At 50.9% G+C, this 13,285-nt stretch carries 12 protein-coding genes and 1 pseudogene; 1 reads left to right on the forward strand and 12 read right to left on the reverse strand.

Annotation, left to right across the window (positions count from 1 at the left end):
• Positions 1–71 precede the first annotated feature (71 nt).
• From ACOQPM_RS21370 to ACOQPM_RS21395, 6 genes are all read right to left on the reverse strand, one after another.
• Complete coding sequence (locus tag ACOQPM_RS21370; protein WP_420632284.1) at positions 72–719, reverse strand: hypothetical protein; 648 nt, start codon at positions 717–719, stop codon at positions 72–74.
• A 30-nt stretch (positions 720–749) separates the two neighbouring features.
• The gene (locus tag ACOQPM_RS21375; protein WP_420632285.1) at positions 750–1,505 is read right to left on the reverse strand and encodes a class I SAM-dependent methyltransferase; all 756 of its coding nucleotides are present in this window, start codon (positions 1,503–1,505) and stop codon (positions 750–752) included.
• A complete protein-coding gene (locus ACOQPM_RS21380) occupies positions 1,502–2,329 on the reverse strand; it encodes a class I SAM-dependent methyltransferase (protein ID WP_420632286.1) in 828 nt (275 codons plus the stop codon). Before ACOQPM_RS21380 ends, ACOQPM_RS21375 begins: the two co-directional genes overlap by 4 nt.
• 61 nt (positions 2,330–2,390) lie before the next feature.
• Positions 2,391–3,461: a potassium channel family protein gene (locus ACOQPM_RS21385; RefSeq protein WP_420632287.1), complete on the reverse strand. Its 1,071-nt coding sequence runs from the start codon at positions 3,459–3,461 to the stop codon at positions 2,391–2,393.
• 87 nt (positions 3,462–3,548) lie between these two features.
• Entirely contained in the window at positions 3,549–6,668 is a 3,120-nt protein-coding gene (locus ACOQPM_RS21390; RefSeq protein ID WP_420632288.1) for a DUF2723 domain-containing protein, read from the reverse strand.
• Positions 6,669–6,797: 129 nt separating this feature from the next.
• Positions 6,798–7,358: a hypothetical protein gene (locus ACOQPM_RS21395; protein WP_420632289.1), complete on the reverse strand. Its 561-nt coding sequence runs from the start codon at positions 7,356–7,358 to the stop codon at positions 6,798–6,800.
• Between the two features lie 412 nt (positions 7,359–7,770).
• On the opposite strand from ACOQPM_RS21395, the gene ACOQPM_RS21400 reads away from it, so the two are divergent.
• A complete protein-coding gene (locus tag ACOQPM_RS21400) occupies positions 7,771–8,922 on the forward strand; it encodes a cystathionine gamma-synthase (protein WP_420632290.1) in 1,152 nt (383 codons plus the stop codon).
• 93 nt (positions 8,923–9,015) lie between these two features.
• Here ACOQPM_RS21400 and jag read toward each other — a convergent pair whose 3' ends face one another.
• The 6 genes and pseudogenes from jag to rpmH all read right to left on the reverse strand — a co-directional run.
• Positions 9,016–9,801, reverse strand: coding sequence for an RNA-binding cell elongation regulator Jag/EloR (jag, locus tag ACOQPM_RS21405; RefSeq protein ID WP_420632291.1), 786 nt, complete (start codon positions 9,799–9,801; stop codon positions 9,016–9,018).
• Between the two features lie 93 nt (positions 9,802–9,894).
• Positions 9,895–10,833 (reverse strand): YidC/Oxa1 family membrane protein insertase, encoded by a 939-nt coding sequence (locus ACOQPM_RS21410; protein ID WP_420632292.1) that lies wholly within the window; start codon positions 10,831–10,833, stop codon positions 9,895–9,897.
• A 101-nt stretch (positions 10,834–10,934) separates the two neighbouring features.
• Positions 10,935–12,128, reverse strand: coding sequence for a PQQ-binding-like beta-propeller repeat protein (locus ACOQPM_RS21415; protein WP_420632293.1), 1,194 nt, complete (start codon positions 12,126–12,128; stop codon positions 10,935–10,937).
• A gap of 45 nt (positions 12,129–12,173) precedes the next feature.
• Complete coding sequence (yidD, locus tag ACOQPM_RS21420; protein ID WP_420632294.1) at positions 12,174–12,383, reverse strand: membrane protein insertion efficiency factor YidD; 210 nt, start codon at positions 12,381–12,383, stop codon at positions 12,174–12,176.
• A 72-nt stretch (positions 12,384–12,455) separates the two neighbouring features.
• On the reverse strand, positions 12,456–12,821 hold the full coding sequence (rnpA, locus tag ACOQPM_RS21425) for a ribonuclease P protein component (RefSeq protein ID WP_420632295.1): 366 nt from the start codon (positions 12,819–12,821) through the stop codon (positions 12,456–12,458).
• 109 nt (positions 12,822–12,930) lie between these two features.
• A pseudogene (gene rpmH / locus ACOQPM_RS21430) lies at positions 12,931–13,065 on the reverse strand (50S ribosomal protein L34); the annotation flags it as partial.
• Between the last annotated feature and the right edge of the window lie 220 nt (positions 13,066–13,285).

Below are 13,285 nucleotides of genomic sequence, written 5' to 3' on the forward strand. Positions count from 1 at the left end.
AAATGCCATTTCGTTTGGTTTAGTATAACAGAGTTTCTTTATAGTGACATTACAGGGTCATTAAAGGGTATCTAGTTTGTTTCGAGGCACAAAAACCATTGAGTATCTAGTTGCTCCCAAACATAGCCCCGACTTTGACACGCCCTGCTAGAAAATAAAAAATCTGGTTTTTCAATATAAACTATGGAATACGCTCGCCCTCGATAGATAGGACTCAATTCAATTACCGCATCATCAAAAACTCGTACGCATCCACTCGGAACATTCTCAAAAATTTCAGGAACATTGTAAACATCAGAAGCCTCGCAACCATTAACTCCCTGATAAAATCCATACTGATAATAATAATCAACAACGCTTTCGAACTCTTCACGATGCTCAAAGAAGTATGTTGTTTCAGGAAGTGGTGGTAAAGGAAGACGGTAGCTTAGTAAGAGAAGGCCAACAAAAAATAAAAATGGTAGCAAATTAATTTTTGAGGAAGTATATTTTATCGTAGCTCCGATGCTGTAAACTATTCCTATAATCCACAATAAATAAAGTGGGGAAAGAAAAAGAAATATAAAACCACCCATTCGCCCTGCTGACACGATGTTATCGTAATAAGTTCTTTGCCAGTAAAGTGTCGCGCTTAAAAGAAGGGTAAGAAAGAGCAATAAACGCCCTCTTTTGTCTCTTGGGAAATCGAAATATCGTAATTGGGTTTCTTGATTTGTCATTTTTCAATAAGAATTGAGCGAACATCAATTCTAAAACTGGCGAAAATAGAGTTCTGTTGTGTACAGGAAGCGAATACGGCCGTTCTCATCCACATTCTCTGCAAACAAACCAGCCAACTCAGCCAACATCGGCCCATGGCGCGGATCATCGGCCAACGGTGCGTAAGAGGTTGAGAGCAATCGCCCAGTGATGCCTGGCAAATCAAATTGCTGCTCGCAAGCAAAGTGGCGCACCTGCGTCCCCTCGCCCAAATAGGCCATCACGTTGCCGCGCATCTCATTTTTGCGGCTTGGCTTCCCGTCGAAGTAGCGCAAAGTAATTTGCTCATACCCCCGCATAAATGGCGAGTCGCCAAAGGCCATTGTATTCCAGACAAAAGCAATCGTGCCACCAGGCTTCAAAATTCGCTGCAGTTCCGGCAGCGACTTCTCTTTGTCGAACCAATGAGCCGCCTGCCCCGCCGTCACAAAATCAACCGAATCGTCTGGCAAGGTTGTGGCTTCGGCCGTGCCGTTGAGGCTGGTGAAGTTGGCAAACTCAGCTAGGTATGCTTCCCCCGCCTCGCGCATTTCTTTGTTGGGTTCGATGCCCAGCACCCGATTGCCATTTTGCAAGAAAAGCCGCGCTAAAATCCCCGTGCCGGAGCCAATGTCAGCGATAACGGCCGTTTCCACCAGCCCACATTCATCCTGCAAACAATCGACAACGGCCGTTGGGTAGGACGGTCTATACTTTACATAATTCTTCACTCGGTTGGAAAATCGCTGAGTTGGATGGTGGCTCATTTGTATGCTTCAAACACGCCAGAATGTTTGCTGATGTGAATGCCGCCATCTGCCACAATTTTGGCTGCCCACAAGTCGCGGATTTGGGTAACGGCCGTTTCCGGCACGTCCATCTCTGGCCGAATCATCGAAAAAGCGTAAGCTACCAGCAAATCTGCGTCTGTCACCCACAGGCTGTCATCGTACTCATGTAGCTTCACATGAGCAAAATAGGGTTCCAGCAGTTGACGACCGTTTTCTAAGCGAAATGGCAACTGCTTCGCATTCCGTCGCATCCGCCACGAGGCAACCCTTTGGCGTACCTCATCTGGAATCAGCAGCGGCAGCTCTTTCATGTGTTCATCCCCGTTGGTAGCCGCAATGAAACGGCCGTTTGGCTTCAACACCCGCCGCACCTCTGCCAATCCCTGCGCCAAATCCGGCACGTGGTACAGCATGTGGTTGGCCACCACCACGTCAAACGCCTCATCAGCAAATTCGAGTGCCTGAATATTAGCAGGCTGGAACGCAAACTGATGAGCGCTTTCTGCCAACGCTGCTTCCGCCTCTGCCACCATTCCCGGCGAAAGGTCGGTAAGGGTAATATGGCAATCTGCCGGAAGGCGCGTGACGCTTTCTCGCCAGAGCCAGCCAGGGCCACAGCCGCATTCCAACACACGCATCCCCGGCTCCAGCGGCACCAAATCAAACACCCAAGGCTGCCAACGCACTTTGGCCGTGCTAAACCGCCGATGCAGCTCTGCCCGCGCATCCAAATTGCTGCTGTCTTTGTACTGGTTTTTCTGTAAATAATCTGAATCCCGAAAAGGGTCTTTACTGTTCATGCTTTCTCCTGTCTTCGGTCATCGGTAAACAGTAATCGGTAATCGGTAATCAGATTACAGATTACCGATCATTATTCGCGTCTACCAGCCTGTTAATCTGCTCCGGGCCACCCAAAACGCCGAGAACGTGGTTCAGTTTGAGTGTGCGTTCACCGGCGGGATGGAAGTCGGAACGGCCGTTGCCCCGCAGCAGCACCACGCTCACATCATAATTCTGCTCAATCTCCGAAACCGAACAATCCAGCAAGCCAGACCCTTCATCCAGCTTGAGCCGAGCCAGGCTCAGTGCCTCGCCCTCGACGGTGATGGGGCGGGTCACGTCCACATCGGCGGCAGCGGCGGCGAAGGTGGGGGCAGCCATGCCAGTGGCGCTCATCGCCCGGAAGCCAAACTGCTCCTGTAGAGATTGGCTAAAATCATCGTCAAAAATACGTAGCACCACCCGAATTTGCGGGTTTAGGCGGCGTGCCTTGAAGGCAATTTGCAAATTCATGCTGTCGTTTTGAGTACACAAGATAATGGCGCGGGCTTTGGCAACGCCTGCGTCTTGCAGGGCGGCTTCCCGTCTGGCATCATCCTTTAGTACAGGAATACCCATTGCTTGTGCCTCGACAATCAAATCATCCTCTGGATTTAGCTCAATCACAGAGACATCTCGATCCAATTCATACAATTTTTGCGTTACGCGGTAACCGAGGTGGCCTAAACCTACCACCACAATGTGATTCTGAAACGTCGAAGCAACGGCCATTTCCCACTCCTTGCTGCGTTCACGCCGATTAAAAAAGAGAAGGCCAAAGTCGGCCAATCCCTGTGCCAAAATGGAGATGCCAATGACGGGCATGATGAAGTAAAACAGTTGCAGCGGCCAATGATCCGGCAAATGGTCTCCTAGCGGCTGCAAAAAGGTGAGACCCAGCACCTGGTAAATTGCCTCCACCAAATTATTACTGCCGACATCTTCACCAAAATGGACGGCAAGCTGGTAATAAATAATGCCGCCCCCAATGATGGCTAAAACGAAGTAGAGTAACGGCCGTATAAATTCACGCACCAGCAGCAAAGTATCCCGCCAAATGGCTCGGATTCGCTGGAGACGGCCGTGTTTGTTTTGGTTGCTTCGTTTTCGCATTCTCGCCTACATCAAATTTTTCACCGCAGAGGGCGCAAAGAACGCAAAGTTTTTCTCTTCTCCCTCTGTGTTCTCTGTGGCTAGATTTTATTCGATCATGAAGCCAGTCAGCAGCAGTTTATCATCAACGGCCGTTCCCGTGCCATCCAATACTGAAAGACGTCGCAACGTTTGCAGCAGGTAAAACCCAACCTGTACTCGGTACTGCCCCTCTGGCAATTCAGCCGCTAACTGTACCAAATACTTGTCCTCAACCGTCTCACCTGGCGTCCATTGGCTGGTGGGGAACGTACCTTGTACCGGCCAGCTATCAATTTGGCCCACGATCTGGTCATTGGCATCCAGCACCTGCACAAATACCGTGTAATCCTCCGCCAGCGGAGCCAATGCCTGCCATGTTAGCATTAACTCTAGCTGGCCTCCTGGTTGCAAGGTTCGTTCCGGCACATTCACTGCCAGCAGGGCAATCTTGTCTTCAAAGTTCGTCGCATCCTCTGGCAAAGGTACACCGCTCACCAAGACTTCCCCCACCACGCAAAAGTTGGTTACGGGGCGCATCCAGCCGCATTGAGCCTGCCCCAAAGGATGCTGCACCATGATTTGGTAACGGCCGTTTGCCATTGGCGTGGTCAGTTCCTCGATGCGGGTGAAGGTTTGGTCGGGAACGGCCGTCTCCACAGCCAGACGAGGCAGCGGCAGGGGCAAAACCATTTCCTGCAAAGAAAATTGCAGACTGTCTGAAGCACCCCGCCCAGCAAACAAAATTGGCAGTGGCGACTGTGGTCGTGCCTGGGTGACAAAGTCAGCAGAGACCAGGAATGTGCTGCCCACCTGCGCCCGCACGGCTTGCGGCAGGTCACGAGCGGGCGTGCCGGCAAAGCGGTGAGCAATAATATCCTGCCAGATCAGGTCAACAGCTGGGGTAAATGGCGGGGCAACAGCCACCTGAAGTTGCAGCATCTGCTCGCTGGGCAAAATGGGGCGCGGCCAACTGTGGGTATCTACTACCAACTCACCCGGTCGCCAAGCCACGGTGGGGTAATTGTTGTGGACGGCGTGTTGCCCGGTGGCCACGTCGGGCGCACCGGTGTACCGTGCCCCCTTCCAACGCACAAAAACGTACAGCGTTTCGTCAATCTGGACGTCGGTTTGCCAAATCAGCGTGGCGGCGGTGGCCGTCGGATCGCTGGGGTCTTCTGCTTCGATGGAGATGCCAACCAACTGCATCTCACCAAAATTTACCGCAACAGGCTTGGCTGTGGACGGCCGTTCCAGCAACGGCTCTGTACTCACTTCCGTCAACGCCCCCACCGCCCGCAAATGGTAAATCCCGGCCAAACCCGACAAGAAGCGAGCCAGATACACCGTCTGCCCAGCTGCCAGCCGCGCCTCCAGCTCGGCCCGGTATGCCGCCTCATCCGGCAGCACCACAATCTCCAAATCGGGACGGATGCCTTCAGCTTGCTGCAAATAATAGAGTGGTGGGAATTTATCGCTGTCGGCCAGAATGGCAGCATTTTCGGCCAGCGGCTGCTGCAAAACACCGACTCCCCAAGCGATACGGCCGTCTGCCATGGAGCTATCCAGTCGGGCACGATTATTCACCACCAGCGTCACCGTCGGCAATAGGAGCAGCAGCAAGACGGCCGTTTGCACCAGCGGAGCCAGCGGTTTGTTTTCATGGTTCAGGCGGTGGGCGATGTTTTGGTGAACGGCCGTAAGCCCACTCGCCCATAGCAACCCCACCACCAACTGCGCCGGAATGAGAAAAACCGCCAAATCTGGCACGTAATAGTTGAGGCAGTAAAAAGTAAAACCTAACCAAGTAACGCCCAAAACGGCGGCAACTCGCCAGTTGCGCCACGCCAGGTAGCCCAGCCCCAGCAAAGCCAGAACCAGATTAAACTCGCCCCAATTCTCTACAAACAGCCGCCCCACGATGCCGTACCGTGCCGAATCGTTGAGCCAGGCACTCCACTGCAACGCTCCCTGAAAACGGCCGCCAATCACCCAATCCACAAAGCGACCCAGGCCCATCGGTTCGCCGTTCACCGCCTGCCAGCGAAGGGGGAGGTAGGCGTATAAAAGCAATGGCAAAACGAAAGCCAGAGCAAGTTTTATTAGTAATCGGTAATCGGTAAACAGTAATCGGTATTCAGTTTTCAGTTTCTCTGTGTCCCTCCGTGTCTGCTCCGTGTCCCTCTGTGTTCCGCTTTTCCCCCCGCTAAAAAACGCCAAAATCATCACAATGCTGGCAGGCGGCAACAAAAAAACCGTCGTCAAATGGTTGGTCAATCCCAGCCCAATCACAAATGCCAGCAGGAGCAAATTTAACCGCAGAGAGCGCGGAGAACGCAGAGAATTTGGGTTGTTTTTCAAATCTCCAGTCTCCAATCTCCAATCTCCAATCTCTCGCAAAAGCCATAGCGCCACACAAACTACCAGCGCGTGCAGCGCGTACACTTCAGCGGCGATGGCCTGGCTCCACAAGGTACTGGTCAGCCCCATGACGACGGCCCCGATGACGGCCGTTTCCACCCTACCCCACAACGCCCACAAAAACTTGAAAAAGAACACGAGCGCGATGGTGGCCAGAACGGCCGTCCCCACATTGAGCCGCCACGCCACCGAGCCAAACGGCAGCCAGCTAAAAAGCTTGCCCAACAGCAAATAGAGTGGATAGCCCGTGGGATGGGCAATGCCCAACTGCGGCGCCACCACCTGAAACTCAAAGGTGTCCGCCTGCCCCACCGTGCGCGACATCGTGCTAAGGTAAACGGGCAGCAGCGCCAGCGCCACCAGCAGCGGCCCCAACCAGCGCCAAGTGTCAATACGTCCTCGCCAGCGGCGATTGCTCCACAACAACAGCCCCAGCCAAAGCGACGCGCCAAAAATGAGGCGGCTGCGCCCCAAATCCACCAGCGGATCGGCCAGATAAATGAGGTTCAGCAGCAGTGGCGACAGCACAATTGGCGATACGGGCTTGCGCTGCCAAAGCAGCCAGGTGACAAAGGTAAGAATGGCGGTGAAGGTGAGAATGAGAAACGGCCGTCCCAGCCACAGCCAGCGCGGAAATAATCCCTCATACAAAATGCGGCTCGCCGCCAACCAACCTACAAACATCAGAACAAAAAAAGAAAGATTGCTTGAAAAATAAGCAAAACGGGCAGCATGGGGTGACTGAGAAGGATGAATTGAGGTACGCATAGGGTGCCTATTGTACCCAGTCAGCGGTAAACAAAAAAAGTGGCGCTTGAAGCGCCACTTAAAAGCAAAACTAATTTTTTCTCTTGTTGATTGTTCTTAACCTAAAGGCTCAAAACATGCCTTGTAGGGTTACGCAGTAACCGGGTGGAGTCCATATCGTTCAGCAACTTCAGGTGTGATGAGCCCTAAGAGTGCATAGCCAAGACCAGCTACTACAAATCCTAGCAGAGTAAATGCCAGGCCTAGCGCAATAGCACCATACGACATACCAATCGCCATAGCAGATAAGCTCAGTGACGTGACCAGACCAGAAGCAGTTAATTGCGTGTTCCGGGCTGCGTTAGCAACAGGATTACCATTGGCATCTTTCAACGCTTCTTCTGGGTTGCTTGTCCCTGCCGGATCACCACTTTCCACTGCAAAGCGACCCATTTCGGCATAAGTTAAGCCACCCGTAAAGTTCCCTGCATGCTCTTGAATAATATCAGCCATGCTAAGCGCAGTGGCTATACTGTTTACCTCGGCATTTGGAATTGAAGCATCGTCAGGCGTGACAATGTTTTGGCCAGCCAACTGATCCCCGATGAAAGACCGGATATAAATGCCGGAACCGACTGTGACCAACCCTGCAATTACAAGAATCACACCAATAACAACAACCAATCTTGGGAATAGTTTAATATTTTTCATGACAATCTCCTCTGTGCGAATAATGACTTTTGAAAGTCACTGTTTTAAATTTTTGTAAGGCTTGTGAATCAACGGTAGTTTTCAGTGTCAACCGTATGCACCACTTGAACATCATGCGGTGATAAAGCGGTGACCTAAAACCTACACTATAAGCTCTGCTTATTTTTTAAATGAGTAAAGCTTATTCTTAACACGCACATAATATAAATGGACAGCAGTCCGCATACAATGGACAAATGTCACTTAAATAGCATATGCTATGAATCGGGTTTGTGACAAATGTCACAAACGAATTTTTATGTTCTATTACAACGTGGATCACATCAAATCAAGCAAAAATTGATACAATCGGGCGATATTACTGAAAACCAAACACGGGTTACCGAATACTCAACAAAGGAGTCCAACTCAAATGACCCAATCCCAAAATTTCCACCTAGAAACCCTAGCCGTCCACGCAGGCGTGGAGCCAGATCCGCAAACGGGGGCAGTGATGACCCCTATCTATCAAACCTCCACCTACGCCCAGCCAGACGTGGCCCAACACAAAGGGTACGAATATTCTCGCACCGATAACCCCACCCGCACGGCGTTGCACGAGGCATTGGCCGGGCTAGAAGGTGGCCAACACGCGCTGGCTTTTGCCTCTGGCATGGCGGCAATTGACGCTATTTTGCGGCTAATCAAGCCAGGGGAGCATGTGCTTTCTGGCAATGATGTGTACGGCGGCACATTCAGGCTGTTCGATAAGGTGCTGTCTGGCTACGGCATTGAGTTTACCTTTGCCGACACGACGGATCAAACGGCCGTATCCGCTGCCATCCAACCCAACACCAAACTGATCTGGCTAGAGACGCCCACCAACCCTATGCTGCGCCTGACGGACATTGCCGCCATTGCCAACATTGCCCACGATGCAGGCGCGTGGCTAGGCGTAGACAATACCTTCGCCTCGCCCATCTTGCAACGGCCGTTGGCACTAGGCGCAGACTTTGTGCTGCACAGCACGACAAAATACATTGGTGGTCATTCTGATGTGGTGGGGGGCGCGATTATTTTGAACGATACGGCCGTTTATGAACAGCTAAAATTCTTGCAAAATGCCATCGGTGCCGTGCCAGGGCCGATGGATTGCTTCCTCACCCTGCGCGGCATCAAGACGCTAGCCATCCGCATGGCGCAGCATTGTCGCAACGCCATGCTGGTGGCTCAATCGTTGGCGGATCATCCCGCCGTGGCCGAGGTGATCTATCCTGGCCTGGACAGCCATCCGCAATACGAACTGGCGCGGCGGCAGATGAAAGGGCCGGGTGGCATGATCTCATTTGTGCTGCACGGCGGCGAAGAGGCTGCCCGCTTGGTCGCCCGCGACACGCAGCTTTTTACCCTAGCGGAATCGTTGGGCGGCGTCGAGTCGCTCATCGAGCTGCCAGCACCCATGACCCACGCCTCCGTTGCAGATTCGCCGCTGGCGGTAGACCCTGGCCTGGTGCGCGTCTCGGTCGGCATCGAAAATGCCCAGGATTTGATCAACGATTTGAAATTCGTCCTAAATAAATTGTAAAGTGCCCCTGCGTGGGCACGCCCCTATGTTTGCCTAAACAAAAAGACCAGAGGCAATCCTCTGGTCTTGTAAAATTTCAATCTTGATGTGCCGTTACTTAGGCAAAATGCGAACCTTGCGCCGCTTGCCTTCGCCAGAACTTTGCGTATACACATCCTCATTCTCACGCAAAGTCATGTGGATAATGCGCCTTTCATGGGGCGGCATGGGCTCCAGGCTCACTGGCCGACGGCGCGAAACCACTTTCTTGGCCATGCGCTCCGCTAAACGGGCCAACGCCTGCTGTCGCCGTCGGCGATACCCTTGCACATCCACCACAAAGGAGGCTCGTCGCTGCAACTGGTTGCCTACCATCAGCCGTGCCAAATATTGCATGGCGTTTAGCGTCTCGCCGCGCGGCCCAATGAGGGCCCCTAAATCTTCCCCTTCAATGTCCAACACATGTACCTTTCGGCCCGTCAAATCATCTGGTTCAGAAATGGAAGTGGAAATCTCTGCTTCTACGCCCATCTTGGTCAGCAGGGTATCAATCACTTCCCGGACAGCAGCGCCTTCTTCTTCATCTGGTTCTGTAACTTCAACATCATTCCCATTGCTGCTTGGTGGGGTGGAAACGGCCGTTTCCTTCACAGGTGCTGCCGATTTTTCTACAGGCTTGGGCCGTGTTTTGGGCTTTGCTGCCGGTAGCGGTTCCGGTGCAGCTAGCGTCACCAACCGCACCACAGCCTCGCGGCTACCAATACCCAATAGCCCCCGGCTTCCTTCATCAATCACGTCAATAATTACTTCAGACCGATTAACGCCAAGTTTCTGTAAACCGGCTTCCACAGCTTTCTCAACATCCGCCCCCCGGACCTCAATTTCGCGTTTTTTACTCATAATTTCCCCTTGAATTCTTGCTAAACACACCAAATGCCCAAAATCAGTGGGGCATCTGGCTGGGTAACTGCAACATTGTCAATAGTCGGCTGCCTACCGCTTGGCAGAACGCCGCTTCCGCTTAGACTGACTGCGATTTTTGTTGCTGTTTCCCCGTGTAGACTTACGTTTCGTGCCTGTTGTGCTTGGTGTTGGCTTTTCCTCCGGTATTTTGGCCTCAACAATCTCTTTACCACCGTTCAGACCCATTGCCTTTAGCTCTTTCTCTTTAGCCAACGCTTCTTTTTCTGCTTCCATCACGCGGCGGGTGTAAAACCCCTGGGCAATGCCAATGATATTAGACAAAACAAAGTAGATGGATAAACCAGACTGGAAGGACAGCGAGAAGAAGCCAAACATGATTGGCATTGTATATTGCATAGACCGAGTCATTGCGGCCGTTGGATCATCTTGCTTATCGTTGCCACCCTTCTTGTTGTTCTTGCCATCATCCTTTTGGGCGGCTGATGGTGTTGTAAACCGTGTTTGCAAAAACATGGTCGCAAATACCAAAACTGGCAAGATGTAGAACGGGTCCGGTTGACCTAAATTCATCCATAAAAAATTACTTTCAATGGGCAACAAATTGGTTAGATCAATTCCCGAATACACGCGTTGGGTCAAATCAAACAAATTTTGCGGCGTCGAATCTAACACCAATCGCAGCACTTGGAACAAACCAAACAAAATTGGCATTGTTGCTAATAAAGGCAAGCACCCGCTAAGGCTTTCGGCAGGGTTGTAGCCAATCTTCTGGAACTCCTCCTGCATTTTTTGCGGATTGTCTTTATATTTTTGCTGAATGGCTCGAATTTGTGGCTGCATTTCCTGCGTTTTTGCCATACTTCGCTGCTGTCTCAGGTTTAGCGGCAGCATCAAAATACGCGTAAATATGGTAAAAACCGTCAGGGCCAGCAAGAAATTGTTGCCCAAAATATCATACAGCCACAAAAGCGCGTTGGTTATTGGATTGATGATTAATAAATCCCACATAAGGTGATTAAGTCCTGTTTAATGCGATGCGTTTAGGCTAATTTACTGTCGCACCGCTGCCTATTTGAATTGATTATCTGATACTTTGATGCCAATATAGCTTAAGATTCCGGTGGTTGATAACTCCAGCTTAAACGGCCATCTTCTAAGTCATACCCTTGTAAAATACCGACTTCGCTTTGCATGGCAACCACAATGACATCACCAATAATAACTGGGTTAGAGAAAAGGGGAGCAGGTGTAGTTGTTTGCCACAGCTCATCTCCCGTTACTGTATCCAATGCCACCAGCAATCCTTCTTCGCTTTCCTCATTACCTAGCGAAGCAAAATATACGACGCCGTCCTTCACAACCGGGCTGGCCTGAATAGCACCTTTAATTTCCAGAGGCGGATTTTGCGCGGCGCCAGCCACGGTGTTCATGGCATGGACACCAGTTTCCCACAGCACATTGCCACCGGCAGCATTTACAGCAAATACGTTGCCGCTGCTATCGCCAAAGTAAAGTGTGCCATCTGCTAACGCAGGGGCACTCCAAATCCAATCTGTTGCTTCGACTCGCCAAACCTCTTCACCACTATTCATATCCAAAGCATGAACGGCGCGATCATAACTGGCTGCGTAAATAAGGTTTTCTTCTACATTAAGCACCGGTTTTGCAGACATGGCACCGCTTAACTGTGTTGACCATTTCTCATTACCGGCGGCTGCATCAATGGCATATACATTTCGATCCAACGAAGCAATAAAAAGTGTGCCGTCATGGTAAACTGGTTGTGCCCAAATGGAGAATTCGGCTTCGAAGCGCCACAACTCTTCTCCTGTTTCACTTTCCAGAGCCAACAGCAAATTATCGGAGGTGGCAACGTAAGCGACACCATCAATCTGCAAAGGCCCAGCCACAATGCGGTCTGCGGCAAGGTCATTGCGAGTCCATATTGATTGAGCAGCGTTGCCACTTACATCTATGCCATAAATGGAAACGATGGTTTGGGGGGAAAATAAGCCTTGCGCCGCACCAAAATCACCGAGGATGGCACGGCCGTTTTCTACTGAGGGCGGCGCGTAAAAGAATAATGCTGCATTTTCTGGCCGGTAAGACCAAAGCTCATCTTGTGTGTCTGCTTCAATAGCAACCACGCCAGGGCCATACGCTACAAATATGTTTTCACCGTCTGTAGACATTCCCGGCCAGTTGGTTGCAGCCCCGGCACCTACACAAGCTGTCAGGGCAAATGTCGCCAGGAGTATTAGTAATAATGTGAGCCGTAAGTACGGCCGTTTTGCAATGAACAAAGAATGCCTCCGCAAATTAAGTAAGTGATTACGCTGTAGACCAGGTTACGGAACCGGATCATAGCCGCCCGGATTTAAGGGATGGCATCGGCCAATACGCTTGAGTGCCAGCCAGCCCCCTTTCATAAAACCATATTTCTCTATCGCTTCATAACCGTAATGGGAACAAGTTGGGTGAAAACGGCAGCTTGGTGGTGTCACCCGGGAGATTGTGCGTTGATACAAACGAATTAAAAATAAAACAATTGTTTTCATGTAGACATCATACAATTTTCCGCAGAAAAACAGGTGGAAATTGCGAAAAATCTTTTCAGCTTCAATAATTTGTTAATCTAATGTTTCAGTACGAGCAATGTCTGTTATAAGTTTCGCTTGGGTTAACAATTGCAAAACGGCCGTTTCCACCTCGGCAAATGAAGCTGAAGGCAAATGCGGCCGTGCTATCCATACACAATCCCAACCCGGTTGAATACTGCCCAAATGTAGACGAACTGCTTCACGCAATAATCGCCTGGCACGGTTACGCACCACCGCTTTGCCCACACGTTTGCTGGCAATAAAAGCGAACCGACTCACCCCTGTCTCTGCTGATTTTACCAGCAAGATGCACAGTGGATGCCGGAATGTACGCCCTTGCTGCCGCACACGGGCAACATCCGCAGAGCGGCTCAGACGATGCGGTTGTGGCAGCATACATCAGACAACCGAAGCTGTTTTACCCACCACCAAAGCGCTTTTTGGCACGATAAGCCGTAGCCGACGAGCCATTCCAGTTAATGCGCTTGACATGGTCATTCATCTTTACAGCTAGCTGATGACGCCCTTTGGCGCGGCGGTTCTTTAAAACCTTGCGACCACCTTTTGTCTTCATACGCTTACGAAAACCGTGCACCCGCTTCCGGCGACGGATTTTTGGTTGATATGTACGCTTTGGCATAAGTAGTTCTCCTAAAAAAAGCAGGGCACAGAGCCCTGAACAAATTGTCAACTTAGTTTGTAACTGTCTAGGTTCTTGACGAGACATGCGATTTCTCATTGCCCATTGAGGCTGTTTACCCGACCATGAGAAATCGCATGTCTGTATAATTACTTTAGTTTAAAGAATATCCATCTGTAAAACGACAGAAAATTATACCTAAGCCACTAGGGGCGGTCAA

This window comes from Candidatus Leptofilum sp. (assembly GCF_965223525.1).
Taxonomy (GTDB): Bacteria; Chloroflexota; Anaerolineae; order Promineifilales; family Promineifilaceae; genus Leptofilum.

Bases quoted from the DNA above. Each gene is read 5' to 3' on its own strand.
- ACOQPM_RS21370 (WP_420632284.1), bottom strand. From the start codon at position 719: ATGACAAATCAAGAAACCCAATTACGATATTTCGATTTCCCAAGAGAC.
- ACOQPM_RS21375 (WP_420632285.1), bottom strand. From the start codon at position 1,505: ATGAGCCACCATCCAACTCAGCGATTTTCCAACCGAGTGAAGAATTAT.
- ACOQPM_RS21380 (WP_420632286.1), bottom strand. From the start codon at position 2,329: ATGAACAGTAAAGACCCTTTTCGGGATTCAGATTATTTACAGAAAAAC.
- ACOQPM_RS21385 (WP_420632287.1), bottom strand. From the start codon at position 3,461: ATGCGAAAACGAAGCAACCAAAACAAACACGGCCGTCTCCAGCGAATC.
- ACOQPM_RS21390 (WP_420632288.1), bottom strand. From the start codon at position 6,668: ATGCGTACCTCAATTCATCCTTCTCAGTCACCCCATGCTGCCCGTTTT.
- ACOQPM_RS21395 (WP_420632289.1), bottom strand. From the start codon at position 7,358: ATGAAAAATATTAAACTATTCCCAAGATTGGTTGTTGTTATTGGTGTG.
- ACOQPM_RS21400 (WP_420632290.1), top strand. From the start codon at position 7,771: ATGACCCAATCCCAAAATTTCCACCTAGAAACCCTAGCCGTCCACGCA.
- jag (WP_420632291.1), bottom strand. From the start codon at position 9,801: ATGAGTAAAAAACGCGAAATTGAGGTCCGGGGGGCGGATGTTGAGAAA.
- ACOQPM_RS21410 (WP_420632292.1), bottom strand. From the start codon at position 10,833: ATGTGGGATTTATTAATCATCAATCCAATAACCAACGCGCTTTTGTGG.
- yidD (WP_420632294.1), bottom strand. From the start codon at position 12,383: ATGAAAACAATTGTTTTATTTTTAATTCGTTTGTATCAACGCACAATC.
- rnpA (WP_420632295.1), bottom strand. From the start codon at position 12,821: ATGCTGCCACAACCGCATCGTCTGAGCCGCTCTGCGGATGTTGCCCGT.